Here is a 25,680-nt window from a genome sequence, read left to right on the forward strand (position 1 = left end):
ACCCAGAGTCACGAGCGACACGGCAGAGCAACCCTGGCTCCCCGCCTCCGCGGGGATGACCAAACAGGGGTACTTGTCTGAAGGGGATAATCGCCAACTTGCTTCAGCATCCAAGGTACCGCGAGGGATATCGTCCGGGGAGCGTCGGATACTGAAGCAAGTTCAGCTTGATGGGGTGCTGCAAGTACGCGAGCTTCTTCACAGATGATGCCCCGCTTCACCGATTTCATTGCGATCGACTGGTCCGGCCAGGCGGTCGAGCGGCCCAGGGGGCTGGCGGTCGCCCGCGCCACGGCCGCCGGGGGCGCACCTGAACTGATCGATCGCGACTGGGCGCGCCAGGATATCGCCGACTGGCTCGCCAAGCTGGCGGACAGCGGCACGCGGGCGCTGATCGGGCTCGACCTGTCGCCCGCCTTCCCGCTGGCCGATGAAGGCGCCTATTTCCCGGGCTGGGAACTCTCCCCGCCCGACGGGCCCGCATTGTGGAAGCTGGTGGACGAACTCTCGGCGAACGATCCGCATCTCGCTGCCACCAGTTTCGTGAGCCACCCGGAGGCGCGCCGCCATTTCCGCCGGATGGGCGATTGCGGCGACCTGTTCCCGCCCGGCCGCGGCCGCTTCCGCGTGTGCGAGCATGGCCAGGCGGCGATGCGGCTGTCGCCCTATAGCTGCTTCAACCTGGTCGGCGCCTCCCAGGTCGGCAAGTCGAGCCTCACCGGCATGCGCGTCCTGCACCGGCTGCGGGGCAAGGTGCCGCTATGGCCCTTCGATCCGCTGCCCGAAGCCGGCCCGGTGCTGGTCGAAATCTACACCGCGCTCGCCGCGCGAGCCGCGGGCATGCGCAAGGGCATCTCCAAGATCCGCGACGCGGCGACGCTGGACGAGATGCTGGCCGCGCTGGGCTCGCCGCCGCACGCTCCCCTCGCCCGCTACGACGATCACGCCACCGACGCGATGCTCAGCGCCGCCTGGCTGCGTTCGGTCGCGGACGATGCCGGCCTCTGGGCGCCGACAGGCCTGACGCCCGAGCTCTCCCGCACCGAAGGCTGGACCTTCGGGGTTGGCTAGGCCATTGGCTGGTCGCGCATGCATCCGCCTTCATCGCACCGGGATGGTCAGCGAGAGCCGGATGTCCAGAAGATGGAGGAAACGCAGGGAGCAACCAGGTGCAGCCTCTTCTTCTCCTTCTCTCGTGCCTCACCCTCGCGCCGCACGGTACCCAGCAACAGGCGCCCAAGGCCGCACCCCAGCCGCGCAGGACGCCGCCGCCACCGGCGGCGCTCACGCTGCGCAACGGCATGATCGTCTATTCCTCGGATGGCATCGCCGTGGCCAAGACAGTGCACATCCGCGCCACGGAACAGTACGCGCCCGACGCGTCCTTCTTCACCGATGAGCTGAAGCTGTTCATGGAGCGCCGCATCTATGCGCGCGAGGCATGGGTGGACGGCGATGTCGTGCGGTTGCGGATAACGGCGAAGCAGTTCTTCGCGCGCTCGCAGAACCCGCCGGAATAACTCCCGCCAAACTCGAATGCCGGCAGGCCCAGCCCCGCCCGTCAAGGGGAGGCTCAAACGCGCACATGGCCTGGGGTCAAGACTCGTTCAGCAAACCTGTCATCCCCGCCTCCGCGGGGGTGACGAACGAAATCAAGGCCTTGATCGGGTTCTAACGCTAGGGTGAGAACTCAAACAAGTATCTGATTTTCCTACGTCATCCCCGCGCAGGCGGGGATTCCAGGGCCAGGCGCGGAGCCGGGGTGGCGGGGGCCTGTCCTCTCCGGACAGCGTTCGCGCGGCAGTGCCGATATCCCGCATTACCCTGGATCCCCGCCTGCGCGGGGATGACGATGGAAGGAATATGAGTCCCCAGCCTAGTTCGCCTCCGCCGCGATCTGGCGCAGCGCCTGTTCGAAGGCCTCGGGCGGCTGGCCGCCGGAGATCAGCCACTTGTCCTCGATCACGATCGCCGGGACCGCGTTGATCCCGCGGCTCCGCCACAGCTGCTCGGCCTGCCGCACCTCCTCGGCATAGCGGCCCGAAGCCAGCACTTCGCGCGCCACTGCGCCGTCCAGTCCGGCCTTCTCCGCCGCGGCGACCAGCACGTCATGGTTCGACGGATCGCGCTGATCGGTGAAATAGGTTTCGAACAGCGCGTGCTTCAGCGCCGCCTGGCGCCCTTCGATCTCCGCCCAGTGGAGCAGCCGATGCGCATCGAACGTGTTGTAGATGCGGCTGTCGGCCGAGCTGTTCATCGCGAAGCCGAGCGCCCCGGCGCGCTCGCGGATCATCTGGCGGTTCGCCGCCGATTGCTCCGGCGTCGAGCCATATTTCCGCGCGATGTGCTCGCCGACATTCTCGCCTTCGGGCGGCATGTCGGGGTTCAGCTCGAAGGGCTGGAAATGGATCTTCGCATCGACCAGGTCGCCGGTCCGGGCCAGCGCTTCCTCGAGGCCCTTCAGCCCGATGATGCACCAGGGACAGGAGACGTCGGAGACGAAATCGATCTTGAGCGAGCGGGCCATCGGCAATCCCTTGTCGGCGTGTCTCCGCCAAGATGGGAGCCGGACGCCCCGATGCCAATGTCAGCCGAGCCGCAGCGCGTCCGCGCGCCGCAGATATTCGTCCGCCATCTCGAAGCGGATGCGCCGCACGCCCGGATCGTCGCTGTCGGCGGCGCGCGCCCGCTCCTCCCGGGCGCGGCGTTGCAGATAGGCGCGTTCGTCCTCCTCCGCTTCCGGCCCCGGCGCCTTCGCGGGCGGTTCGGCCGCGGAGCGGCGCTTCGGCTCGGTGGCCAGCGCCTCGTACATCGCAGCGAGCGTCAGATGCTGTTCGCGCGCGGAGCCGCTGAGTTCCGCCGCCATTTCGCGCTGGTGCGCCGCGCGGGCCTGATAATAGTCGTGCTGCTTGTTCATCGGCCCCGATTCGCGCTGCGCGGGGCAATTCTACGAAATGTTGCGTAAAAGCGAAGATTTCGTGGCAACAATGGTCGCTCTGCGGCGCCGTTCCACCGCATATCCCAGCGCGCCCATCGCATATCCCGGCACGACGCGCGCATCGCCGAAGGGGCTTGCACGCACTACAAATGTAGCGTAGGCTACAAATGTAGCGTAAAGGGATTCCCATGCTGAACAACCTGCCGCCCCGCGAACGCCAGATCGTCGACCTGCTCTACGAGCGGGGGGCGATGGCGGTGTCCGACGTCTGCGACGCCCTGCCCGACAAGCTCTCCGCCTCGGCGGTCCGCGCGATGCTGACCCGGCTCGAGCAGAAGGGCGCGGTGCAGCGCGAACAGAGCGAGCGCGGCTATCTGTTCTCGCCGGTCGAGGCGGAGAGCAAGGCGAGCGTCACCGCGCTCGGCCATGTCGTGCGCACTTTCTTCAACGGCTCGACCACCCATGCCGCCAGCGCGCTGCTCGGCATGAGCGGGAAGCTGGACGAAAACGATCTCGACGAGCTGGAGGCGATGATCGCCGCGGCGCGCGCCAAGAAGGGAGCCTGATCATGACCGCGTTGCTCGGCCTCGTGCTCAAGTCGCTGGTGATCGCCGGCATCACCCTGATCCTGCTCCGCCTCACCCGCGGCCGCTCGGCGGCGGAGCGTTCGCTGATCGCGCATCTCGGCCTGGCCGGGCTGGTGATCCTGCCGCTCGCCACGCTGGTGCTGCCGTCGCTCAGCCTGCCCCTGCCCCAGGCCATGCAGAGCCAGTTCGATGCGCCCGCCGCTCCGATCGTGCCCCAATCCGCCACCAACCTCGCGACCGCGCCCATCGCGGCCGACGCGCCCGTCACGGCGACGCCCGCCGCCACGGCCCCGGCCGGCCGGCCCGCCTTCACGCTCCCGCAGGGCTGGGAGCGCTATGCCTATGCGCTGCCGGTGGTGGCGCTGCTGCTGCTCACGGCGCTGGCGCTGCTGCGCCTCGTCCGCCTGCGCGCCGATGCCGAAGTGCTCGTCGATCCGGTCTGGCTGAGCGCGCTCGCCCATGCGCAGCGGCGCATGGGAATGAAGAGCGGCACCGCGCTGCTGGTGAGCGACGCATTGCCCTCGCCCATCTCCTGGGGCCTTGCCCGCCCGACCATTCTGCTCAGCGCCGACGCGCTCGCCGCCACCGACGAGGCCGAGGCGATCATCGCGCACGAGCTGGCGCACGTCTCCGCGCTCGACTGGGCCAAGCTCATGCTTGCCCGCGTCGCCACCGCGATCCATTGGTTCAACCCGCTCGCCTGGCGGCTGGCGCGCGAGGCGCACCAGCTGCGCGAGGAAGCCGCCGACGATGCCGTGCTCGCCGCGAACATCGATGCCCCCGATTATGCCCAGCTGCTCGTCCGCGTCGCCCGGCACGAGAGCAAGGGCCTGCTGATCGGCGCTCACGGCGTCGCACCGGGCAAGGGCAGCCTCAAGCGCCGTGTCGGCCGCGTGCTCGACGCGACGCTGCCGCGCGGCCGCGCCCAGGGCTCGTGGATCGCCGGCTTCGGCGCGGGCATGCTGGTGATGGCCGCCCCGCTCGCCGCGCTGACCGTCGGCGCCGCCGAGAGCCACGACGTCGCCAAGCCCGCGCCGGAAGGCAATGCCGGCCTGGGCGCACGCACCGCCGGCCCCCCCGCCGTGCCCGTTGCCGCGGTTGCTGCTCCCGCCCCCGCGGCGCATGTCCCGGCAGCCATCGCCACCGCAGCAGCGGCGGCGGCAGCAGCAGCAGCGGCAACGCCGCCGGCCGCCGCCGCCCCCGCCGATCCGCACCAGGATCGCGAGGCCCGGCGCGGCGACCGCGACAATGACCTCGACGCGATCATCGGCGCCCGCGCCGTCGGCGTGACGCCCGAATATATCGAGGCGATGCGCCGGGCCGCACCGCAGCTCGGCCCGATCAGCCTCAGCGACGCGACGTCGATGCGCGCCGTCGGCGTCACGCCGGAATTCGCCGCGGCGATGATGGCCACCGGCCTGCGCATCCGGTCGTTCGAAGACCTCATCTCGGCCAGGGCGACCGGCGTGAACCCCGCCTATATCCGCAGCCTCGTCGCCTCGGGCTTCCGCGGCGATCTCGACGACTATGTCGCGCTCGCCGGCATGGGCGTGACTCCCGACGACGTCCGCCGCCTGCGCAGCGCCGGCATGCCGGTGGAGGTCGACACGCTCGCCCTCACCCGAAACGGCCGCAAGCGCGGCCCCAATCCCAATCCCAATCCGCGTCCCAACCCGAACCCGCATCCCGATCCGGACCCCAATCCGGACAACTAAGCCCGCTCAGCCACTCACGCACTGCCGAACCGTCAGCGCCCCATCCGGGGCGGACGCCCCCGGCTTGCCCATTGCACCAGGAGAAATGCCATGAACCGCGTCCTTGCCGTCATCGCCTCCGTTACCCTGCTCGCCACCACCGCCATCGCCGGCGATCGTGCCCGCGATCCGGTCACCGCCTCCACGCCGATCAGCTTCAAGCTCCAGCTCGAAGCCAGCGGCTCCCGGTTCGAGCTGCGCCTGACCATGGGCCCGCGCAGCAACATGAACACGCAGATCAGCCACGAGCAGCTCGGGCTCGACAGCCGCGCGCTCGAAGCCGATGGCCCGGTCCGCTTCGCCATGGCCCGCGAGCCCGGCCGGCTCGACTGCGCCGGCGACGCCGACAAGCGGATCGCCACCGGCAACTGCACCTTCACGCCCGCCACCGACTTCGCGCGCTATCTCGCCGGCCGCGGCATCGGCGAGCCGAGCTTCAAGCAATCGCTCGACCTGATGATCGTCGGCGCCAACAAGGCACTGGTCGAAGCGCTGGCCCAGGCCGATTATCCCAAGCCGACGATCAACCAGCTCGTCGCCCTTTCCGCGCTCCGCGTGACTCCGGCCTATGTCGCCGATCTGGCGCGCCAGGGCTTCCGCCCCGACAATCTCGAAGACCTCACGGCCTTCGCCGCGCTCGGCATCGATGCCGACTATGCCGGCCGGATGCTGCGCGCCGGACTGGGCAAGCTCAGCGGCAAGAACCTGATCGAGCTCAAGGCGCTCGGCGTCTCGCCCGAATTCCTGTCGGACATGGCCGGCGCGGGGCTGCGCAACCTCACCGCCGACCAGGCCGTGCAGCTCAAGGCGATCGGCGTCACTCCCGCCTATGTCCGCGAGATGGCCGCGATCGGCTATGCCGATCTGCCGGCGAACCGGCTGGTCGAGATGAAGGCGGTGGGCGTCACGGCCGAGGACGTGCGCCGCGCCCACAAGATCGGGATCGACAAGCCCAGCCCCGATCAGCTCGTCCAGCTGCGCGCGCTGCGCAACTGATCGCCGGCAGGCAAGACTTCCCGAAATGCGTCCAGCTGCGCTGCTTTTCGCCGGCGCCGCGCTCCTCCCCGTGAGCGCGGCCGCCCAGACCACCACTCCCCCGGCCACCGCCAAACAGGTCTTCGTGCCCGGGGACTTCACCAGCTTCGCGCCCCGGACCGCCTATGACATGCTCCTGCGGGTCCCCGGCTTCACCATCCGCAGCGCGGACCAGGAGCGCGGCCTCGGCCAGGCATCGGAGAATGTGCTGATCAATGGCGAGCGCATCGCCAACAAGACCGGCGGCGCGATCGCCGAGCTCCAGCGCATCGTCGCCGCCAATGTCGAGCGGATCGAGATCGTCGACGCCTCCACCCTGGGCATCGCCGGGCTTGCCGGCCAGGTCGCCAACATCATCCTCAAACAGGCCCGCAAGGCCGGCGGCCAGTTCGAATGGCGGCCCGACTTCCGCGCCCATTATTCGCGGCCCAACCTGTTCCGCGGCAATGCCAGCTATACCGGCAGGACGCGCGGGATCGACTATACGCTCTCGCTCGAGGACCAGACCGGGCGCGGCGGGCTCGGCGGGCCGGAGCTGTTCCATGCCGCCGACGGATCGCTGATCGAGCGCCGCGAGGAAGTATATCATTCGGAATCGGACACGCTCGTCGCCAAGCTCAGGCTCGGCTTCGACGGGCCGGGCGGTTCCAAGGGCCATCTCATCCTAAACTATTCGCCCTATTGGGGCCCGGTCTATGATTTCGAGCGGCGCTATCGTGCCGACGGCAATGACGGCACCCGCCTACGCCGGAACCGGCTCGACGGCTGGATGTACGACGTCAACGCGGATTATGAATTCCCGCTCGGGCCCGGCCGGTTCAAGATCATCGGCCTGCGCCATTTCGACCATGAGCCGCTCATTTCCACCCAGGTGGACAGCTTCGCGAGCGGCGCACCCGATCAGGGTACCCGTTTCGGGCGCAACTCGTACATCACCGAAACCATCGCCCGTGCCGAATATGGCTGGAAGATGGGAGGGAGCGACTGGCAGATATCGCTCGAGCGCGCGGTCAACGGCCTCGATCAGCGCGGCTCGCTCGCGAGGCTCGATCCGCAGGGGAGCTTCGTGCCGGTTCCCTTCCCCGGCGGCAGCGGGATCGTGCGCGAAGTCCGCCACGAGGGCATGGTGACGTTCAGCCGCCCGCTCGGCGCCGGGATCAGCCTCCAGGTCGCCGGCGGCGGCGAGTTCAGCACGCTCGAACGAGTCGATGGCGACTTGCCCGCACGGCACTTCTTCCGGCCCAAGGGCAGCATCACGCTCGGCTGGCGGCCGGACAAGCAGTGGGATCTCAGCCTCAAGCTGCGCCGCCGGGTCGGCCAGATCAGCTTCTACGACTTCCTGGCCCAGCCCAACCTCAAGTCGGAGCGGGAGAATGCCGGCAACCCCCAGCTCGTCCCCCCGCAGAGCTGGGAAGCGGAGATGGAGGTCGGCCGCACACTGGGTGCAGCGGGCAAGACCCGGCTGCGCGCCTATTATTACGCAGTCGAGGACATCGTCGACATCGTGCCGATCGGCGCGGATGGCGAGGGCGTCGGCAATCTGCCGCGGGCGACGCGCTTTGGAATGGAGAGCACCAGCACGATCCAGTTCGCGCCGCTGGGCCTGCCCGGCGCGCGGCTCGACGCCACGCTGGGCTTCGAGATCGCGCGGGTCCGCGATCCGCTCACCGGCGAGATGCGCCCGATCAGCGGGACGCAGGATCGCTGGGCCGAGCTCGATTTCCGCCACGACCTGCCGAACAGCGATTTCGCCTGGGGCGCCACGGCCGGCCTCAATCACAATACAGCCTATTATTATCTCACCGAAGTGAACCGCGAGAACGAAGGCCCCTGGTTCGCCAACGTCTTTGTCGAGCACAAGGACGTGTTCGGCCTCACCGTGCGCGCGCAGGTGGGCAATGTCCTCAACGGCAGGCACTATTATGATCGCCAGGTCTATGCCGGGCGGCGCAATGCGACTCCACTGGTGTTCCGGCAACATAACGACCAGCTGATCGGGCCGATCTTCACCTTCACCATACGCGGGAGCTTCTGATGCAATCGATAGACCGAGCTCTGCGCTCCCTCGCTGCATCGGCCCTCCCCCTATCCGTCACAATCCCCGGCGCTGCCCTGGCCCTTCTCGCGACAGCCACCCCCGCCCAGGCCCAGGCTCAGGCCCAGGCCCGGCAGGCTCCGCTGCTCACGCCCGAAACGGTGATGCTGACCATCGACATGGCGCCTGGCGAGCCGCCGCTCGCCGTGACGCTGGCCGAACTGATGCAGGCCTTTCGCGTGCCGGGGTTCAGCATCGCGGTGGTGAAGGACAATCGCATCGCCTTCTCGGCCGGCTTCGGCGTGACCGAGGCCGGCGGCACCGCGCCCGTCGCGCCGGCCACGCTGTTCCAGGCTGCCTCGATCAGCAAGCCGGTCACCGCGATGGGCGCGCTGTGGCTGGTCGAGCGCGGCAAGCTTTCCCTCGACGCCGATATCAACACCCAGCTCAAGCGCTGGAAGCTGCCCGAGAGCCCGCTCGCCGCGAGCAAGAAGGTCAGCTTGCGCCGGCTGATGAGCCACAATGCCGGGCTGAACGTGCACGGCTTTGCCGGCTATGCCCGGGGCACGCCGGTGCCGAGCATCGAGCAGATCCTCGACGGCAGTCCGCCTTCGAACAGCCCGGCGGTCCGCGTGATCGCGGAGCCCGGCAGCAAGTGCCTCTATTCGGGCGGCGGCGTGACGATCGAAGGCTTGATGATCCGCGACGCCGCGGGCCGGCCGTTCGAGGATTTCATGGCCGAGCGGGTCCTGCGCCCCGCCGGGATGACGAGCAGCAGCTTCGCCCAGACCCTGCCCCCCGAACTGGCGGCGCGCGCCGCCAGCGGCACCGGCCCCGACGGCACCGTCACGCCGGGCAAATCGCACGTCTATCCCGAGCTCGCCCCCGATGGCCTGTGGACCACCGCGGAGGACCTGGCCCGGCTGGGCATCGAAGTGTCGCTCTCGCGCGAAGGCAAGGCCAACCATATCCTTTCACAGGCGATGACGCGTAAGATGCTAACCCCGCATTGTCCCGACGATCCGGGCAAGCCCGGCGGCATCGGCCTGGGCTTCGGCGTCGGCTATGGCGGCCATCCCGGCCAGTTCCGCCATAGCGGCGCGAACGAAGGCTTTCAGGGGCTGATGTTCATGGATGCCGACAAGGGCTGGGGCATTGCCCTGCTCGGCAATTCCGACAGCTTCAGCTCGATCTACGACCGCATCGTGCAAGTCGTCGGCGATGCGCAGGGCTGGCAATATCCGGCCCGCCCGCTGCGCGACGGGGACCTGCTTCTTCTGGTCGCCGCCCGGCGCGGCGTGGACGCGGCGCTGGCGCAATATGATCGCACCCGGGGTGGGAAGGACGATCCCTCGATCCTCAACCTGCTCGGCTACCGCCTGCTCCGCCAGAACCAGGTCGCCGACGCGGTCCGCGTCTTCGAACGGAACACGCTGCTCTATCCCAAGGACGCCAATGCCTGGGACAGCCTGGGCGAGGCCCATGCGCGCGCCGGCAGCAGGGAAGCCGCGATCCGCTACTATCGGCGTTCGCTGGCGCTGGATCCGGCCAACGCCAATGCCAAACGCCAGCTGGAAGCGCTCGAGCGGTAGGTTGGGGACTCATATTCCTTCAATCGTCATCCCCGCGCAGGCGGGGATGACGGGCTTGGTCGAATGAGACTGAACTCTAGTCCAGCCCGGTCTTGCCCGGCGCCCAATAGGCCTTGGTCGCGATCCGGTTCGCCGGCACCGCCAGCCGCTTCAGCGACTGGCGCAGGCGCTGGATCGTGCCCGCCTTGCCGGTGAGCACGAAGCCGGTGCCGCCCGCCGCGAGCGTGGCGAGCCGCATCTCCATCTCGCCGACATGCGCATCTCCGGCCGCTCTCGCGAACAGCGCGACTCGGTCGAGCCCCAGCTGCTCGGCGACCCGGCAACTGCCCTCCACGTCGCCGACTTCGAAATAGCCGGCAACCACCCGTCCCCGGTCCTGATAGGCCAGCGCATGGGCAAGCCCGATCGAGGTCTCGTCGCCGAATACCGCCAGGGGCCCGCGCAGCCGGCTGGTGTCGAGCGAGCCGCGCGGGCCGAAGATGTCGCACATGTCGCCCGGCGCCGCGTCGCGCACCCAGGCGCTGCCCGGCCCGTCGCCATGCACATGGCCCAGGATGCAGGCCCGCCCGGTTCCGGGGTTCCATTCGATCGGCGTATAGGTCCGCGCGGTGAACGCCGATCCCATCGCGATCTGGATCTTCTGCCCCGGCGTCCAGGCGACACCCTCCAGCGCCGGCCCCTCCACGGTGATCAGCCGGAAGCCGTCGGCGAGCCGCTCGCTCGCAGTCACGGTCGCGCGCTTCATCAGCAGCCGGATAAGCGCCTGGCCGATCCGGCCGGGGGCCTTGACGGCGGGGCGTTCGGGCGATTCCATCGGCAGCATCACACGGTCCTCACGCTGAATTCCTCGTCTCGGCCCCGCCGGCCGCCGCCTCGCCCCGCGCTCGGCCCGCGCCGGCGGCGGCGTGCCAATTTCGAGGTTCAATGGATCGGCTTGCTCCACCCTTCCGGGCTCGACGGGTCCGCAAGCAACTGATAATGGCTCGCAGAATTGTCGTCATTGCGAAGTATGGACAGAATATTATTTGATTCTGCCAATCAAAGCGGAAGCGGCCATGCCCATATTGAGTGAACTTGGCAAAGATAATGATTGGATCGATCCGGACGACGTGCCGCGTCCGGTCGTCACCTATGGCTTCATCACCGATGCGTTCGGCAGCATCGAGCTGGCGCCGCATCGCCATGCCAAGGGCCAGATCATCCTGGCGCAGCGGGGGGCGCTGAGCTGCGAGGTGGACGGCGGCCTGTGGATCGTCCCGCCCCGCAGCGCCATCTGGATCCCCGGCAACGCCCTCCATTCGGTCAAGGCGACGGGCGCGCTGGAGGGCTATAACGCCTTCATCGCCCCGGACGCCGCGGCGGGCCTTCCCCAAGGCTGCTGCGCCCTCTCGGTCAGCCCGCTGCTGCGCGAGCTGATCGCCCGCGCCGCGACCCTGCCGGTCCTCTACGAGGAGACCGGCGCCAATGCCCGGCTGGTCGCGGTCCTGCTCGACGAGATCGCCTCGGCCGGGATCGAGGATCTCCACCTCCCCATGCCCGCCGATGCTCGCCTGCGGCGGGTGGTCGATCTGATGATGGCCGCCCCGGCCGAGCGCGGCACGCTCGACGCCTGGGCCCGCCGCGCCGGCCTGGGCGAGCGCACCCTCGCCCGGCTGATCCACCGCGAGACCGGCATGAGCTTCGGCCGGTGGCGCCAGCAGCTGGGGGTGATGCTCGCGGTCAAGTGGCTGGCGGGCGGCGCCTCGATCCAGCAGGTGGCGGCCGACCTCGGCTATGAAAGCGTGCCGAGCTTCGTGACCATGTTCCGCAAGGCACTGGGCACTTCGCCCGGCCGCTACATGGCCGAACGCCATGCCAGCCGGCATTGAGGCGCGCCGGGGCTGGACGCCGGCTCCCGGGCGCGCCACCCTGCCGCCTCGCGCCAAGGAGAACCGCATGATCCCCGCCCCCTTCCGGGTCGCCCGCCATCCCGCGTGAGCCTCGCCTCGGCGCCCGTGCGGCGCGCCTGCTCTGGGTGGCGCTGGGCTTCTTCTTCGTCGCGCTGGGCGTGATCGGGGCGCTGCTGCCCGTCATGCCCACCACGATCTTCCTGATCCTGGCGGCGGGCTGTTTCGCCCGCGGCTCGGCGCGGCTCGAGGCCTGGCTGCTCGATCACCCCAGAGTCGGCCCGCCGATCCGGCAATGGCGCGAGCAGGGTGCGATCCCGCGCCGCGGCAAGATCGCGGCCTGCGCCGGCATCGCGCTGGGCTATGCGCTGTTCTGGCTCTCGGTGCGCCCTCATCTCGGGCTCGCGCTGGGCGTCGGGGCGGCGATGGCGGCCTGCGCCTTGTGGATCGTCACCCGCCCCGCGCCCATCGGCCCGGCATAGTTCGGCCTTGACCGCCCGGACGAAGCCGACCAAGGGGCGAGCGTCCCGCGGATCGTCGCGGGTTTCAGGCAGGTGCCGGGTTAGCTCAGCTGGTAGAGCAGCGGTTTTGTAAACCGAAGGTCGCGGGTTCGATCCCTGCACTCGGCACCAGCGCCAGCAAGTCCCCCGTTGACACGCCGTCCCGCTCTGGCAGCTTGCGCGCGGGGCCAGGGGGGACACGGCATGACCGGGGAACGCTATCGCGCGTTCGTCAGCTACAGCCATCGGGACGCGAAGGTCGCGCGCTGGCTGCACCGGAGGCTCGAAGCCTATCGCTTTCCACGCCGCTTGATCGGCAGGCCGGGCCCCTTTGGTCCCATTCCGGCCCGGCTCGGCCCGATCTTCCGCGATCGCGAGGAATTCCCTGCGGCGACCAGCTTGAGCGATGCCGTGACTCGCGCGATCGCCGCGTCCGAAGCGCTGATCGTGCTGTGCTCGCCGGCCGCCGCCGGCTCGCCCTGGGTCGCGCGCGAGATTGCGGCGTTCCGTGCCGCGCACCCCCAGGCGCCGCTCTTGCTCGCACTCGTCGACGGCGAGCCCGACGCTGCGTTCCCTCCGCTCGCCCGGACCGGCGACAACGAACCGCTAGCGGCCGATCTGCGCGCCCAGGGCGACGGTCGCCGCCTGGGCCTGCTTAAGCTGCTCGCCGGCCTTACCGGCATGCCGCTCGGCGAGCTCGTCCAGCGCGACGCGCAGCGCCGGCTGCGGCGCGTGACGGCCGTCACGGTCGCCGCGCTGGTCGCCCTGCTAGCCCTCACGGCGTTGAGCGTCGTTGCGATTCGCGCGCGGCACGAGGCGGAACAGCGGCGACAGGCCGCGGAAGGGCTGGTCGAGTTCATGCAAACCGATCTCCGCGAGCGATTGAAAGCGGTGAACCGCCTCGACGTGCTCACCGCCGCCAATCGGCGCGCGCTGGCCTATTATGCCGCGCAGGACCTTGCCGACCTCCCCCCCGCGGCGCTGGCGCAGCGCGCGCGCATCCTGCACGCGATCGGCGAGGACGATCTCGACCGCAAGGACGACATGGCCGCGGCCGCGGCATTCACCGAGGCACGGCGCACCACCGGCGCGCTGCTCGCACGGATGCCGAGCGATCCCGAGATGATCTTCACGCACGCGCAGAGCGAATTCTGGATCGGCGACCTGGCGATCAAGCGCCGCGACCTGCCCGGCGCCGAAGCGGCCTTCCAGGCCTATATCGCCCTCGCCGATCGGCTCGTGGCAGTCGCGCCACGCGACGCCCGCAGCCTGCAGGAAGTGGCCTTCGCCAATGGCAGCCTGTGCAGCGCGCGCTACGACATGCGCCGTACCGACGGCCTGCTCGACCTGTGCCTGCGCGCATTGCGGGCGATGGAGCGCGTCGCGGCGATGCGGCCCGGCGACGCGGAGACGCTGCGCGGCCTGGCAAATCGCCACGCCTGGATTGCCGACGTCTATTTCCACCGGCTCCGCGATCCCGCCGCCGCCCGGCGGCACCGTGACCGCGAGGCGGCAATCATCGAGGATCTGCTGCGCGCCGATCCCGCCAATGCGCAGCTGCGCCGCAAACGCATCTGGTCGCAGCGCGCGCTCGCGCTGATCGAGCTGGAGACGAACGCCGTCGCACGCGGCGAGACACGACTGGCGGCGGCGATCCGCGACCTGGCGGCGATCGTCGCCGAGGATCCCGCCAATCACAGCCTCGCGCAGACGCTGGGCGAGATGAAGCAGGAATTGCGTGAAGCGCGTACCAGAGACGGAGATGGACGATGAATTTCTTCGAATTGCCGGAAGGCGACCCCGAGCCGGACATCGCGCACATCAAGAAGATATCGATTCAGCTCGAAGCGGCCACCAGGGACAACGCGGGAAGGCCGCTCGTCCAGGCGCTGCAATTCGTTCCGCAATATCATGACGATGGGGAGGATGGCGCCGGCGCCTATGTCGGCGCGAACCCGGAAGGCATCGAAGCGGCGATCAGCGGCTTCGTCGAGCTAGACCCGCCGGCGACGGAGCCCGTGAGCGGCCCGCTGGATTTCGGGCTCGTCCACAAATGCTATGTGGTGATCCGGCTCGAAGGGCAGTTCTGGGAGTTCGCGCGCCGGAATGCCGTCACCACCAAGCAGGCGCACGCGAATGCGCGCTACTATAATCTGCGGACGCATATCCGGAAGGGCGATGACCGCATCTCGGCAATCTCCTTCTGCGCCCGAACGCCGCTGCGGCTCTGGGACGCGAACGGGACCGGCGTGAAGCATGGCCTCAACCTGCATGTCGACTTTGTCGAGCGGGCGCGGGACGGCACCGTCATCCGCCGCCTGCCGGTGATCATCGATCCCGATGTGGAAAATCGCGGAAACGGAGGCCGCTAGACCGATGCGCGCACCCATCCGATGACGCCGACGCTGATATCGATCACGGCGCTGGCGCGATCCGGAGCCGAGGAGCTGGCATGGCGGCTCTTCCGTTCCGCCGGACTCGATCGGATCGGAGACGATCCGGCCGTGCTCGCACTGCATGGCCGGCTGCTCAAGGATCGCGCGCTGGGCCTGTCGGGCCCGGCGCGGCAGGCGACCGCGGCCCAGGCCGCCGATGCCTATGCCGCCGCGGCCCGGCTTCGCCCGGCAACCTACCCGCTGATCAACGCGGCCACGCTGTCCCTGATCGCCGGCGCGCATGGTGCGGTACAGCGGCTGGCGGACGAAGCGCTCGCGCTGCTCGATGCCGGCACCGGCGAGCCCGACACGCCCTATTATCTGGAAGCGACCCGTGCCGAGGCCCTGCTGCTCGGCGGTAGGCGCGATGCGGCTGAGGCCGCGCTCCGGCGCGCCGTGACGCTGGCGCCCCGAGCCTGGGAAGATCATGCCTCCACGCTGCGCCAGTTCGCGACGATCCTTGCCGAACTGGGGCTCGACGCCGATTGGCTCGACGCCTATCGCCCGCCGCGCACGCTCCATTATGCCGGGCAGATGCGGATCCGGAACGACGCGACCCAGTCGGCCGGGATCGACGCCGTGCTGGCGGCCGAGAATATCGGCTTTGGCTATGGCGCGCTGGCCGCCGGGGCGGACATGCTGATCGCCGAGCGGCTGCTCGCCCGCGACGCGGAGCTGCACGTCACCCTGCCCTCGCCTCGAACCGCATTTCTCGATCGGTCGGTCGAAGCCTTTGAAGGCGATGCGGCGCGCTTCGAGGCGATCCTGGCCCGGGCGGCAACCGTGCGCGAGATCGGCGAGGAGGACGAAGCGGATGCGGCGCTGACGGGCGCACTCGCCGACCAGCTCGCAATGGGCTGCGCGGTGATGCGCGCCCGCCAGTTGCAGACCAACGCCGTGCAGCTGATCGTCAGCGAAGCATCGCAAGGCGCGCCGGTCGCCCCCAACAGCGCCCGCCTGGCGCGGATCTGGGCCGCGACGGGCCGGCGGCAGCACCTGCTGGATGCCGGCCGGGATCCCGCCGGAACCGCAGTGCCGGCGCGCGAGGCAGGCGGCCGGCGGCTCGCGGCAACGATCGCCATCAGCCTGTGTGAAGCCGAGGAAGAGATCGCGGCCGATCGGATCGCGGAACGGCTGGCGGCATTGCCCGGGCCCATCGGCCTGATCGCGCCGCCGGCCTGGCGTGCCGAAGGCGCCGTACTGCATTATGGATCGGCACGGGAAGCCGCTGCCGATGCCGTCCGGCTTCGCGCGGCGCTGGCGGCTAGCGGCCCGGTGCGCATCGCCGGGGACCTCGGCATCCTGCGGTTCGCTCCCGCGCCGTTCGGCGGAGGCACGCTGGCATTGGGGGCGACGCTCCGCCGCGTCGACCGGCTGCTCGAGGTCACGCCTTCGACGGCAATTTACTTTTCCGAGACGCTGGGCGCAGCCTATGCGGCGAGCATGCGGACAGACGAGAGCGCCCGCCTCGAGCCGATCGGCGAACTGCCCGGCACGCTGCTCCCCCTCTACGCCCTGCGCGAGCGCTAGGTTGAGAACTCAACAAGTATCTGATTTTCCTTCGTCATCCCGGCTCAACGCCGGGGTGATGAGGGAAGAACATGAGTCCTCGGCCTAGGTTGGGGACTCATATTCCTTCAATCGTCATCCCCGCGCAGGCGGGGATCCAGGGCCAGGCGCGGAGCCGGGGTGGCGGGGTCCGGCCCGCTCCGGACAGCGTTCGCGCGGTGGTGCCGATATCCCGCATTACCCTGGATCCCCGCCTGCGCGGGGATGACGACGGAAAATCAGATACTTGTTTGAGTCCTCGACCCTAGACCACCATGTCGGCCAGCCGTGCCGGAGCGACGATCACCAGCGCATCCGCATCGCGGCGCACGATACCGCGCCGTTCCAGCGCGCTGACGGTGCGCGATACCGTCTCGCGCGTGGTATAGACGCGTGCGGCCAGCTCGGAGAGCACCGGCGCCGGCGCGATCGTCACACCGTCCGCGCCCACCAGACGGAGCAACTCCTCGTGCACCCGCCCGGCGGCGGAAAGCGTCGCGCGCGACAGCATCTGTTCCGAAATCCGTGCGAGCTGGCGCAGCAGCGCCCGTGACAGCGTCAGCCCCACGCAGCTGTGCGCCTCCAGCAGGGCCAGAAAATCCGCGCCGCCGAAGATGGCGGAATCGAGATCCTCCAGCGCCGAGATCTCGCTGAAATGATCCCGCCCGTCGGAAAGCGCGCCGAACAGGTCGCCAGGCGCGAAATCGTAGAAGCGGATCAGCAGGCCGTCGGGCGAGATGACGAAGGAACGAGCCCGGCCCATGACCAGCAGATAGACGTCGTGACACGGCTCGCCCTGCCGGACGATCGCGCTCCCGGCCGGATAGGCGCGCGGCCGCGCGCGCGCCTCGATCTGCCGCGCGGTCTCGGCGGAACAGGCGAATACCCGCTCGATGAAGTCGTTCAGCGCCAAGGCACCCCCCGGTTCCCGTTCCCGCCACCTTGAGCGGGAGCGGCTCCAGGTTCAAGCCATCAGGCGATAGCCCACCCCCGGCTCGTTGCGGATGACCGACGGAGCGGCGGCATCGTCCTCCAGCTTGCGACGGACGCCGCGCGCGGCGACGCGAAGATATTCGACGTCATGTTCGTGCCCCGGCCCCCAGACGGTGCGCAGCAGCTGGGCATGAGTCACCACTCGCCCGGGATGCTTGGCGAGCTCGGCGAGAAAGCCGAATTCCTTCGGCGTCAGGTGCACTTCCTCGCCGGCCTTGCGCACCAGCCGCGCGCCCAGGTCGATCTCGATCGCGCCGATCCGCACCACCGGCATCTCGGCCTCGACCGAAAGCCGGTGGCGCAGCGCCGTGCGGACGCGGGCGAGCACTTCCTCGGTATCGAACGGCTTGGTCACATAGTCGTCCGCGCCAAGATCGAGCGCAGTGACTTTCTGCTCGGTCGCGTCGCGCGCGGAGACGACGAGCACGGATGTGCCCGCCGCCTTGAGCAGCGGCACCAGCTCCAGCCCGTCGCGATCGGGCAGGCCCAGATCAAGCAGCACCGCCTCGGGCTTGTCGATCTGCATGGCGCTCAGCGCATCGCGCGCGCTCGCCGCCTCGACCACGCGGTAGCCCGCGCGCCCCAGCCCCGCGGCAAGCAGGCGGCGGATCGCCGGCTCGTCGTCCACCACCAGAATTTTCGCCTGCTGGCTCATTCGCCTGCATTTCCTTTCCGAAGCAGCGCTTCCGGGAAGCGGATCGTGAAGATCGCCCCGGCCCGATCGGCGCGGTTCGCCGCCGAAACGCTCAGCCCCATCGCCTCGGCGAAACCCTTCACGATGGCAAGGCCGAGCCCGGTTCCTCCCTTGCGATCGGATCCCTCGATCCGCGTGAAGGTCTCGAAGATCCGCGCCTCGTCGCCCGGCGGCAGGCCGGGCCCTTCGTCCATCACGCTCAGCGTCATGCTCCCCGGCTGGCGGCGCGCGGCAATGGTGATCGACGAGCCCGGATCCCCGTACTTGCCGGCATTCTCGATCAAGTTGATCAGGCAATGGTGGAAGAGCTGCGGATCGACCGAGGCGAAGGGGAGCTCGGGCGGCACGTCGAGCCGCACCGGATGATCCTCCAGCACCCGCCGCAGATCATGCACGGCCGCGGCGACCGCCTCGGCAAGGTCGACCGGCTCGATCGACTGGTGAAGCGCCCCCGCCTCGATGCGCACCATGTCGAGCAGGTTGGCGACGAAGCGGTTCAGCCGTTCCGCCTCGGCGCGGGCGGCGGACAGCTGGTCGGCCTGCCCTTCGTCTTCGGGCCGCATCTCGCCGAGCATGCCCAGGATGGTGGTTAGCGGCGTGCGCAGGTCATGACTCACCGACGAAAGCAGGGCCGCGCGCAGCCGGTCGCGCTCCTTGAGCTGAGTCACCATCGCCATCTCGCTCTCCAGCGCGATCCGCTCGAAGGCGAGCGCGGCCTGGTCGAGCAGGCTGAGCAGCAGCGGCAGCTGGTCCGAACGCAGCGGATTGCCCGCATCGATCCGCGCCACGCCCAACACGCCGAGCGCCCGCCCGCCGGCCGCCAGCGGGTGAAACAGCCATTCCGAGGCAGTGAGCGTGTCCGATCCGCGCCCGGCCGGGCTGTTGTGATCGAACGACCATTGCGCCGCCGCCTGCTCGATCATCTCGAGCCGGTCCTCGGGCGGATAGGCCGCGCGCAGCCCGAGCTGGCCGTGCTCGGGGAGCAGCAGCACTGCGCTCACGTCGAGCAGCCGCGCGACTTCGGCGCAGAGCGTCTGGCCGAGATCCTCCTGCGTGCTCACGCCCGTCAGCAGCCGCGCGAAGCCTGCCAGCGTGCTGTTCTGCGCGGCGCTGCGCTGGGCCAGCTCCGCCTGGGCCCGCACCCGCGCGGCGAGCTGGCTCGAGACCACCGCCACGCCCATCAACACCAGCACGGTGATGATGTTCTGCGGATCCTGGATGGTGAAGGTCCGGGTCGGCGGGATGAAGAAGAAATTATAGGCGAGCGACGAGACCAGCCCGGTCACCACGCCCGCGCGCACGCCGTAGCGCGTCGCCGCGACCATCACCGGCAACAGGTAGAGCAGCCCGATATTGGTGATGTTGCCGAGCGAGAAGATCGTCGCCCCCAGCACGGTGACCGCCACGACCAGGCCGAGCGAGACGACATAATCGGTAGGGGATCCCCATCGGCCGCGCGGGGGGTGGTGCCGCCCGGCCGCGGGCGCCTCGTGCATCGGCAGCACGTGCACCGCGATGCCGGGAGTCTCGCGCACCAGCCGGTCGACCACCGAGCCGTGCCGCAGCTCGAACCAGCGCGAACGCGCCGACTTGCCGACGATGAGCTGGGTGGCGCGCGCCTCAGCGGTGAAGCGCTTCAGCCCGTCCAGCACCGATTCTGCGGGCACCGTCGCCACTTGCCCGCCGAGCTGGCTGGCGAGGTGCAGCGTCGCGGCGACCTGGGCATTCTCCGCATCGCTCAGCCGGGCGGTGCGCGGCGTCTCGATGTGCACTGCGGTCCAGGGCGCGCGCAGGCCGTCGGCGACGCGCTTGGCGGCGCGGACCAGCTCGGCCGAGCCGGGCAGCTCGCTCACCGCCACCACCAGCCGCTCGCTCGCCGCCCAGGTGCCGGCCAGCGCATGGGTGCGCAGATAGTCGAGCATCTGCGCATCGACCGCCTGCGCGGCGCGGCGCAGCGCCAGCTCGCGCAGCGCAGTCAGGTTCGACTTGGAGAAGAAATGCCCCAGCGCCCGCGTCGCTTCCTCGGGGACATAGACCTTGCCTTCGCGCAGCCGCTCGATCAGCTCGTCGGGCGGCAGGTCGACGACCTCGATGTCCGCGGCCTCGAGCACCCGATCGGGAACGGTTTCGCGCACGCGCACCTTGGTGAAGGAAGCGACGACGTCGTTCAGGCTCTCGATATGCTGGATGTTGACGGTGGAATAGACGTCGATTCCCGCCGCGAGCAGTTCCTCGATGTCCTGGTAGCGCTTGTCGTGCCGGCTGCCCGGCGCGTTGGTGTGGGCGAGTTCGTCGACCAGCACCAGCTGCGGCGCGCGGACCAGGATTGCGTCGATGTCCATCTCGGCGATGGTCCGGCCATGATATTCGACCGGGCGGCGCGGCACGATCTCCAGCCCCTGGACGAGCGCTTCGGTCTCGATGCGGCCATGCGTCTCGACCACGCCGATGACGACGTCGACGCCCGCCTTGCGCCGCGCCGCCGCCTCGGTGAGCATCTCATAGGTCTTGCCCACCCCCGGCGCGGCGCCGAGAAATACCTTCAGACGGCCGATGCCCTCCTGCGCAACCGCACGCAGAAGGGCATCGGGATCGGGTCGCTGATCGTCGTCGCTCACCCGGCGGCTTTTGCGCCTTGCGCCACCTGCTTGTCGAGATCGCGATTGAGCGCGAGCACGTTGACGTGCGGCTCGCCCACGAAGCCGAGCAGCGGCTGCTCGACATGCGCGTTCACGATGGCCCGCACCTTCTCCACGCTCAGTCCGCGCGCCTTGGCGACGCGGCCCACCTGGAAAAGAGCCGCCTCGGGGCTGATGTCAGGATCGAGCCCCGAGGCGGAGGTGGTCACCAGATCGGCGGGAACCGAGTTTCCTGGTGCGGAACGGTTGGCGGCCACGTCCTTGGCGACGCGATCGGCGAGCGCCTGCGAGGTAGGGCCGAGATTGGAGCCGGAAGAAGCGGTGGGGTCATAGCCATTGGTGCCGGCGGCCGAGGGACGGCCGTGGAAATAGCCCGGGCCGGCAAAGCCCTGGCCAAGCAGTTCGGAGCCGCGCACCCGGCCGTTCTCGACGATCAGGCTGCCATTGGCCTGGTGGGGAAAGGCGAGCTGGCCGATGCCGGTGAGCGCCGCCGGATAGGCAAGCCCGAGCAGGACGGCGAACAGGACCGTCAGGATGATGGCCGGACGGAGAGCGGTGGTGAGATCGTTCAACATTTCTAGTTCCTTGCTTCCCTCATGCCGGGAGGGAGAATGCGTCGGAGTGCCAAAGGAATTTCCGTCATCCCCGCCCAGGCGGGGATGACCAATCAGGAAGGCGGGCAAATGCATCACGCCAGCCCCAGCCCCGCCACGACCAGGTCGATCAGCTTGATCCCCGCGAACGGCGCGAGCACGCCGCCCAGGCCGTAGATCGCCAGGTTGCGCGCGAGCAGCGGCCCGGCCCCGATCGGGCGGTACTTCACGCCCTTGAGCGCAAGCGGCACCAGCGCAGGGATGATCAGCGCGTTGAAGATGATCGCCGAGAGGATCGCGCTCTGCGGACTCGACAGTTCCATCACATTGAGCACGCCGAGCGACGGATAGAGCGCGACGAACATCGCCGGGATGATCGCGAAATATTTCGCGATGTCGTTGGCGACCGAGAAGGTGGTCAGCGCCCCGCGCGTCATCAGCAGCTGCTTGCCCAGGCCGACGATCTCGATGAGCTTGGTCGGATCGCTGTCGAGATCGACCATGTTGCCCGCCTCGCGCGCGGCCTGGGTGCCGGTGTTCATCGCCACGCCCACGTCGGACTGGGCGAGCGCCGGCGCGTCGTTGGTGCCGTCGCCGCACATCGCCACCAGGCGGCCGCCCTGCTGCTCCTTGCGAATCAGCGCGAGCTTGTCCTCGGGCGTGGCTTCGGCAAGGAAATCGTCCACGCCGGCTTCGGCCGCGATCGCCGCGGCGGTGAGCGGGTTGTCGCCGGTGATCATCACGGTGCGGATGCCCATGCGGCGCAACTCGCCGAACCGCTCGCGCACCCCGGCCTTGACCACGTCCTTGAGCGCGATCACGCCGAACAGCCTGCCGTCCTCGGCCACCGCTAGCGGCGTCTGCCCCTGGCGGGCGATCTCCTCGGCGATGCGGCGCAGGTCGCCGCCCATTGCTGTCTCGCCCAGGCCCGGATTGGCGCGCAGCACCGCGTCGACCGCGCCCTTCTGGATCAGCGTGGTGCCGATCCGAACGCCCGAGATGCGAGTCTGGGCAGTGAAGGGAATGACTTCGGCGGTCTTGGGCAGGCTGCGGATCTCGACGGCGTATCTGCCCTGGGCAAGCGTCACGATCGAGCGGCCCTCGGGCGTCTCGTCGGCCAGGCTGGCGAGCAGCGCGGCCCGCGCCAGCTCATCGGTGGTGACGCCGCCCAGCGGGCGGAACTCGCTCGCGGCACGGTCGCCGATCGTGATCGTGCCGGTCTTGTCGAGCAGCAGCACGTCGATGTCGCCCGCCGCTTCCACCGCGCGGCCCGACTTGGCGAGCACGTTGAAACGCACCAGCCGGTCCATGCCTGCGATGCCGATTGCCGAGAGCAGTGCCGCGATCGTCGTCGGGATCAGGGTGATCAGCAGCGCCGCCAGGATTGCCACCGGCACCTGGCCGCCAGCATAGGCGGCGAAGCTCGGAATGGTCGAGACGGCGATCAGGAAGATGATCGTCAAGCCGACGAGCAGGATGGTCAGCGCGATCTCGTTCGGAGTCTTCTGGCGCTCGGCGCCCTCGACCAGCGCGATCATGCGATCGAGAAAGCCCTGGCCCGGCTCCTGGGTGACGCGGACCTTGATCTGGTCCGAGATCACCCGCGTCCCGGCGGTCACCGCCGAACGGTCGCCGCCCGCCTCGCGGATCACCGGCGCGCTCTCGCCGGTGATCGCGCTTTCGTTGACCGAGGCGACGCCCTCGATCACTTCGCCATCAGCCGGGATCAGGTCGCCGGTCTCGACCAGGACGATATCGCCCTTCTTGAGCTGCGAAGCCGGGACGATCTTGCCGTTCGGCAGCCGCGCGGTGAGCTCCGACTTGGTGGCGCGCAGCGACGCGGCCTGGGCACGGCCCCGCCCCTCCGCCAGCGCCTCGGCAAAGGTGCCGAAGAGGACCGTGAGCCACAGCCAGACGATCAGCTGGACCTGGAAGCCCAGGGTCAGGTTGGTGCCGCCGAGGAACAGCAGCACGGTGAGCAACAGCGCGACCACCGCGGTGGTGAAGAGCACGGGGTTCTTCACCAGTTGGCGCGGATCGAGCTTGGTGAACGCATCGCCGATCGCAGGACCGATCAGGGCGGGCGTGAACATGGTTGCGGTCGTCATGGAGCAAGGACCTCAGAAGAGCTGGCCGTGGATCATCGCGAGATGATCGGCGATGGGACCGAGCGCGAGGCTGGGAAGGAAGGTGAGCCCGCCCAGGATCAGGACGACGCCGACAAGCAGCCCCACCCAGAGCAGGCCGGTGGTCGGGAACGAGCCCGCGCTCTCCGGATGCACCTTCTTCGCGGCCAGGCTGCCGGCAATGGCGAGCGCGGGCACGATGATGAAGAAGCGGCCGATCCACATCGCGACGGCGAGCATGCCGTTGTAGAAGGGCGTGTTGGCGCTCAGGCCGCCAAAGGCCGATCCGTTGTTCGCCGTGGCCGAGGTGAAGGCGTAGAGGATCTCGGTGAAGCCGTGCGGCCCCTTGTTGAGCGGCCCCGCAAGGCCGGCCGGCAGCGCCGAGGCGAGCGCGGTGCCGCCCAGGATCATCAGCGGCAGCACCGCGATCGCCAGTACGGCGAGCTTCACTTCGCGGCTCTCGATCTTCTTGCCGACATATTCGGGCGTCCGGCCCACCATCAGGCCCGCGACGAACACCGCGAGAATCGCGAAGAGCAGGAAGCCGTAGATGCCTGCGCCGACGCCGCCGATCACGACTTCGCCGAGTTGCATGTTGAACAGCGGGATCATGCCGCCGAGCGGAGTCAGGCTGTCGTGCATCGCATTGACCGCGCCGCAGGACGCAGCCGTCGTGACCACGCTGAACAAGGCGCTGGCAGCGATGCCGAAGCGGACTTCCTTGCCCTCCATGCTGCCCCCGGCGACGCCGAGGTGATGGAGCACCGGGTTGCCCGCCGCTTCCTGCCAATAGCTGATGGTGGTGCCGGCGACGAACATCACCAGCATCGCGGCGAGGATCGCCCAGCCCTGGCGGGTATTGCCCACGGCCCGGCCGAAGGTGTGCGTCAGGCCCACGCCGATCAGCAGGATCGACAGCATCTGGACGAAGTTGGTGAGCGCGCCCGGATTCTCGAACGGATGCGCCGAATTGGCGTTGAAGAAGCCGCCGCCATTGGTGCCGAGCATCTTGATCGCTTCCTGCGAGGCGACCGGCCCCAGCAGGATCGTCTGCCTGGCGCCTTCCAGCGTCGTCGCGTCGACCGAGCTGGCGAAGGTCTGCGGCACGCCGCTGGCAATCAGGAAGACCGCATAGACGATGCAGATCGGCAGCAGGACGTAGAGCGTCACGCGAGTCATGTCGGCCCAGAAATTGCCGATGCCGGCCGCCTGGCGCCGCGCGAAGCCGCGGAACAGCGCGAAGGCGATCGCGATGCCGGTTGCCGCCGACAGGAAATTGTGGATGGCGAGGCCGAGCATCTGGCTCAGGATCGACAGGCTCTCGCCCGAATAGCTTTGCCAGTTGGTGTTGGTGGTGAAGCTCACCGCCGTGTTGAAGGCGAGATCGGGCGACTGGCCGGCCAGCCCGCGCGGATTGAGCGGCAGCACGTCCTGGAAGCGCAGGATGCAGTAAGTGAAGGCAAAGGTCGCCAGCTGGAACGCCAGCATGTGCAGCGCATAGCGGCGCCAGCCCTGCTCGGCGTTCGGATCCACGCCGGCGAGCTTGTAGAAGCCGCGCTCGACGGGGCCGAGCACGACGTGCAGCGGCGTGCGCCGCCCTTCATAGACGGCGAAAAGCCAGCTCCCCATCGGCTTGGCGAGCGCGACGAGGAGGATCAGGAAGACGAGGATCAGCATCCAGCCTTGGACGGTCATGGTGTAGTCCGATCAGAAGCGCTCGGGCCGGACGAGCACGGCCACGAGGTAGATGAGCAGGCCCAGGGCAGTGAGCCCGGCGAGCGCGAAAGACAGCGGCATGGCGTTCTCCTCAGGCCTGGTCGCAGAGGCGGACACAGGCCAGCGTGAGCAGGAAGAGCCCCGCGAGCGCTCCCAGCCAGATCAGGTCGTTCATGGTCTTCTTCCCCTATTGGCGGCGATGGCGACGCCCATTGTCGAACCGGACATGACCGGGCGGCACGGGGATCAGCCGGAACAGGCCCGGCCCCTCGACGAGCAGCGCCCAGCCCAGCGCCCAGGCGATGACGGAAAGCACGGCCTCGCCGAATTCGGCGGGGTCGGCATCGTGCAACGGCGGGCGATGGATCGAGACGATGAGTGCCCACACCGCCAGCGCGCAGCCACCGAGCAGCAGCGCGCCGCCGAGACGCAGCCCGGCCTGTGCCGGCCAGCCCCCGGCTCCGCTTTCCAGACGGCGCAGAAACGCACCCACGATGGATCTCCCGAACAGGATTGTCGCAGCGGCGATGTGGGGCGGAGGCCAGTTAAGGTTCCACGGGGAAGTTCGGGCGCCGCATAAAGATTCCATAAAATCGTTGGCAGCCGCCG

At 69.1% G+C, this 25,680-nt stretch carries 23 protein-coding genes and 1 tRNA gene; 13 read left to right on the forward strand and 11 right to left on the reverse strand.

Features of this window, described 5'->3' with window-relative positions; all coding sequences use genetic code 11:
- Positions 1–207 precede the first annotated feature (207 nt).
- Positions 208–1,071 carry a hypothetical protein gene (locus FFS08_RS12910; RefSeq protein WP_137862340.1) on the forward strand — a complete coding sequence of 288 codons (864 nt, stop codon included), beginning with the start codon at positions 208–210 and terminating at the stop codon, positions 1,069–1,071.
- 98 nt (positions 1,072–1,169) lie between these two features.
- Positions 1,170–1,520 carry a hypothetical protein gene (locus tag FFS08_RS12915; protein ID WP_137862304.1) on the forward strand — a complete coding sequence of 117 codons (351 nt, stop codon included), beginning with the start codon at positions 1,170–1,172 and terminating at the stop codon, positions 1,518–1,520.
- A 356-nt stretch (positions 1,521–1,876) separates the two neighbouring features.
- Here FFS08_RS12915 and FFS08_RS12920 read toward each other — a convergent pair whose 3' ends face one another.
- Together FFS08_RS12920 and FFS08_RS12925 are read right to left on the reverse strand one after the other, a co-directional pair.
- Complete coding sequence (locus FFS08_RS12920; RefSeq protein ID WP_137862305.1) at positions 1,877–2,527, reverse strand: DsbA family oxidoreductase; 651 nt, start codon at positions 2,525–2,527, stop codon at positions 1,877–1,879.
- A 60-nt stretch (positions 2,528–2,587) separates the two neighbouring features.
- Entirely contained in the window at positions 2,588–2,917 is a 330-nt protein-coding gene (locus FFS08_RS12925; RefSeq protein ID WP_137862306.1) for a hypothetical protein, read from the reverse strand.
- Positions 2,918–3,126: 209 nt separating this feature from the next.
- On the opposite strand from FFS08_RS12925, the gene FFS08_RS12930 reads away from it, so the two are divergent.
- The 5 genes from FFS08_RS12930 (at position 3,127) to FFS08_RS12950 (ending at position 9,941) form a co-directional block, all read left to right on the forward strand.
- A complete protein-coding gene (locus tag FFS08_RS12930) occupies positions 3,127–3,504 on the forward strand; it encodes a BlaI/MecI/CopY family transcriptional regulator (protein ID WP_137862307.1) in 378 nt (125 codons plus the stop codon).
- Between the two features lie 2 nt (positions 3,505–3,506).
- A complete protein-coding gene (locus tag FFS08_RS12935; RefSeq protein WP_137862308.1) occupies positions 3,507–5,240 on the forward strand; it encodes a M56 family metallopeptidase in 1,734 nt (577 codons plus the stop codon).
- A gap of 90 nt (positions 5,241–5,330) precedes the next feature.
- Positions 5,331–6,275 (forward strand): hypothetical protein, encoded by a 945-nt coding sequence (locus FFS08_RS12940; protein WP_137862309.1) that lies wholly within the window; start codon positions 5,331–5,333, stop codon positions 6,273–6,275.
- A gap of 25 nt (positions 6,276–6,300) precedes the next feature.
- Positions 6,301–8,349, forward strand: a complete 2,049-nt coding sequence (locus tag FFS08_RS12945; RefSeq protein ID WP_137862310.1) for a TonB-dependent receptor — start codon at positions 6,301–6,303, stop codon at positions 8,347–8,349.
- Positions 8,349–9,941, forward strand: coding sequence for a serine hydrolase (locus FFS08_RS12950; protein ID WP_137862311.1), 1,593 nt, complete (start codon positions 8,349–8,351; stop codon positions 9,939–9,941). The genes FFS08_RS12945 and FFS08_RS12950 overlap by 1 nt, the downstream gene beginning before the upstream one ends.
- 76 nt (positions 9,942–10,017) lie before the next feature.
- Here the strand turns inward: FFS08_RS12950 and FFS08_RS12955 are convergent, their stop codons facing one another.
- The gene (locus FFS08_RS12955) at positions 10,018–10,764 is read right to left on the reverse strand and encodes a siderophore-interacting protein (RefSeq protein WP_212742010.1); all 747 of its coding nucleotides are present in this window, start codon (positions 10,762–10,764) and stop codon (positions 10,018–10,020) included.
- Positions 10,765–10,996: 232 nt separating this feature from the next.
- Here FFS08_RS12955 and FFS08_RS12960 point away from each other — a divergent pair, with 232 nt between their 5' ends.
- From FFS08_RS12960 to FFS08_RS12985, 6 genes are all read left to right on the forward strand, one after another.
- Positions 10,997–11,809 (forward strand): AraC family transcriptional regulator, encoded by an 813-nt coding sequence (locus FFS08_RS12960; RefSeq protein WP_137862312.1) that lies wholly within the window; start codon positions 10,997–10,999, stop codon positions 11,807–11,809.
- A gap of 146 nt (positions 11,810–11,955) precedes the next feature.
- A complete protein-coding gene (locus tag FFS08_RS12965) occupies positions 11,956–12,309 on the forward strand; it encodes a YbaN family protein (RefSeq protein ID WP_137862313.1) in 354 nt (117 codons plus the stop codon).
- A 74-nt stretch (positions 12,310–12,383) separates the two neighbouring features.
- Positions 12,384–12,459, forward strand: a tRNA-Thr gene (locus tag FFS08_RS12970).
- Between the two features lie 72 nt (positions 12,460–12,531).
- Entirely contained in the window at positions 12,532–14,100 is a 1,569-nt protein-coding gene (locus FFS08_RS12975) for a toll/interleukin-1 receptor domain-containing protein (protein WP_137862314.1), read from the forward strand.
- On the forward strand, positions 14,097–14,699 hold the full coding sequence (locus FFS08_RS12980) for a nucleotide synthetase (RefSeq protein ID WP_137862315.1): 603 nt from the start codon (positions 14,097–14,099) through the stop codon (positions 14,697–14,699). The genes FFS08_RS12975 and FFS08_RS12980 overlap by 4 nt, the downstream gene beginning before the upstream one ends.
- 21 nt (positions 14,700–14,720) lie before the next feature.
- Entirely contained in the window at positions 14,721–16,292 is a 1,572-nt protein-coding gene (locus tag FFS08_RS12985) for a tetratricopeptide repeat-containing protein (RefSeq protein WP_137862316.1), read from the forward strand.
- 283 nt (positions 16,293–16,575) lie between these two features.
- Here FFS08_RS12985 and FFS08_RS12990 read toward each other — a convergent pair whose 3' ends face one another.
- From FFS08_RS12990 to FFS08_RS13025, 8 genes are all read right to left on the reverse strand, one after another.
- On the reverse strand, positions 16,576–17,223 hold the full coding sequence (locus FFS08_RS12990; protein ID WP_137862317.1) for a Crp/Fnr family transcriptional regulator: 648 nt from the start codon (positions 17,221–17,223) through the stop codon (positions 16,576–16,578).
- Between the two features lie 51 nt (positions 17,224–17,274).
- Positions 17,275–17,958 carry a response regulator gene (locus FFS08_RS12995; RefSeq protein ID WP_137862318.1) on the reverse strand — a complete coding sequence of 228 codons (684 nt, stop codon included), beginning with the start codon at positions 17,956–17,958 and terminating at the stop codon, positions 17,275–17,277.
- Positions 17,955–20,615, reverse strand: a complete 2,661-nt coding sequence (locus FFS08_RS13000) for a DUF4118 domain-containing protein (protein ID WP_137862319.1) — start codon at positions 20,613–20,615, stop codon at positions 17,955–17,957. Before FFS08_RS13000 ends, FFS08_RS12995 begins: the two co-directional genes overlap by 4 nt.
- Positions 20,612–21,211 (reverse strand): potassium-transporting ATPase subunit KdpC, encoded by a 600-nt coding sequence (gene kdpC / locus FFS08_RS13005; protein ID WP_137862320.1) that lies wholly within the window; start codon positions 21,209–21,211, stop codon positions 20,612–20,614. The genes FFS08_RS13000 and kdpC overlap by 4 nt, the downstream gene beginning before the upstream one ends.
- A 113-nt stretch (positions 21,212–21,324) precedes the next feature.
- The gene (gene kdpB / locus FFS08_RS13010) at positions 21,325–23,337 is read right to left on the reverse strand and encodes a potassium-transporting ATPase subunit KdpB (protein WP_171012597.1); all 2,013 of its coding nucleotides are present in this window, start codon (positions 23,335–23,337) and stop codon (positions 21,325–21,327) included.
- Positions 23,338–23,349: 12 nt separating this feature from the next.
- On the reverse strand, positions 23,350–25,050 hold the full coding sequence (kdpA, locus tag FFS08_RS13015; protein ID WP_137862321.1) for a potassium-transporting ATPase subunit KdpA: 1,701 nt from the start codon (positions 25,048–25,050) through the stop codon (positions 23,350–23,352).
- A 12-nt stretch (positions 25,051–25,062) separates the two neighbouring features.
- Positions 25,063–25,152 carry a K(+)-transporting ATPase subunit F gene (kdpF, locus tag FFS08_RS13020; RefSeq protein WP_137862322.1) on the reverse strand — a complete coding sequence of 30 codons (90 nt, stop codon included), beginning with the start codon at positions 25,150–25,152 and terminating at the stop codon, positions 25,063–25,065.
- Between the two features lie 106 nt (positions 25,153–25,258).
- The gene (locus FFS08_RS13025; RefSeq protein ID WP_137862323.1) at positions 25,259–25,564 is read right to left on the reverse strand and encodes a hypothetical protein; all 306 of its coding nucleotides are present in this window, start codon (positions 25,562–25,564) and stop codon (positions 25,259–25,261) included.
- Positions 25,565–25,680 lie beyond the last annotated feature (116 nt).

The organism is Sphingomonas sp. 1F27F7B, assembly GCF_005503355.1.
GTDB lineage: Bacteria > Pseudomonadota > Alphaproteobacteria > Sphingomonadales > Sphingomonadaceae > Sphingomonas.

Excerpts from the sequence above, each read along its gene's own strand:
- FFS08_RS12910 (WP_137862340.1), top strand. The coding sequence starts at position 208 with ATGCCCCGCTTCACCGATTTCATTGCGATCGACTGGTCCGGCCAGGCG.
- FFS08_RS12920 (WP_137862305.1), bottom strand. The coding sequence starts at position 2,527 with ATGGCCCGCTCGCTCAAGATCGATTTCGTCTCCGACGTCTCCTGTCCC.
- FFS08_RS12925 (WP_137862306.1), bottom strand. The coding sequence starts at position 2,917 with ATGAACAAGCAGCACGACTATTATCAGGCCCGCGCGGCGCACCAGCGC.
- FFS08_RS12930 (WP_137862307.1), top strand. The coding sequence starts at position 3,127 with ATGCTGAACAACCTGCCGCCCCGCGAACGCCAGATCGTCGACCTGCTC.
- FFS08_RS12935 (WP_137862308.1), top strand. The coding sequence starts at position 3,507 with ATGACCGCGTTGCTCGGCCTCGTGCTCAAGTCGCTGGTGATCGCCGGC.
- FFS08_RS12940 (WP_137862309.1), top strand. The coding sequence starts at position 5,331 with ATGAACCGCGTCCTTGCCGTCATCGCCTCCGTTACCCTGCTCGCCACC.
- FFS08_RS12945 (WP_137862310.1), top strand. The coding sequence starts at position 6,301 with ATGCGTCCAGCTGCGCTGCTTTTCGCCGGCGCCGCGCTCCTCCCCGTG.
- FFS08_RS12950 (WP_137862311.1), top strand. The coding sequence starts at position 8,349 with ATGCAATCGATAGACCGAGCTCTGCGCTCCCTCGCTGCATCGGCCCTC.
- FFS08_RS12955 (WP_212742010.1), bottom strand. The coding sequence starts at position 10,764 with ATGCTGCCGATGGAATCGCCCGAACGCCCCGCCGTCAAGGCCCCCGGC.
- FFS08_RS12960 (WP_137862312.1), top strand. The coding sequence starts at position 10,997 with ATGCCCATATTGAGTGAACTTGGCAAAGATAATGATTGGATCGATCCG.
- FFS08_RS12975 (WP_137862314.1), top strand. The coding sequence starts at position 12,532 with ATGACCGGGGAACGCTATCGCGCGTTCGTCAGCTACAGCCATCGGGAC.
- FFS08_RS12980 (WP_137862315.1), top strand. The coding sequence starts at position 14,097 with ATGAATTTCTTCGAATTGCCGGAAGGCGACCCCGAGCCGGACATCGCG.
- FFS08_RS12985 (WP_137862316.1), top strand. The coding sequence starts at position 14,721 with ATGACGCCGACGCTGATATCGATCACGGCGCTGGCGCGATCCGGAGCC.
- FFS08_RS12995 (WP_137862318.1), bottom strand. The coding sequence starts at position 17,958 with ATGAGCCAGCAGGCGAAAATTCTGGTGGTGGACGACGAGCCGGCGATC.
- kdpC (WP_137862320.1), bottom strand. The coding sequence starts at position 21,211 with ATGTTGAACGATCTCACCACCGCTCTCCGTCCGGCCATCATCCTGACG.
- kdpB (WP_171012597.1), bottom strand. The coding sequence starts at position 23,337 with ATGACGACCGCAACCATGTTCACGCCCGCCCTGATCGGTCCTGCGATC.
- kdpA (WP_137862321.1), bottom strand. The coding sequence starts at position 25,050 with ATGACCGTCCAAGGCTGGATGCTGATCCTCGTCTTCCTGATCCTCCTC.
- kdpF (WP_137862322.1), bottom strand. The coding sequence starts at position 25,152 with ATGCCGCTGTCTTTCGCGCTCGCCGGGCTCACTGCCCTGGGCCTGCTC.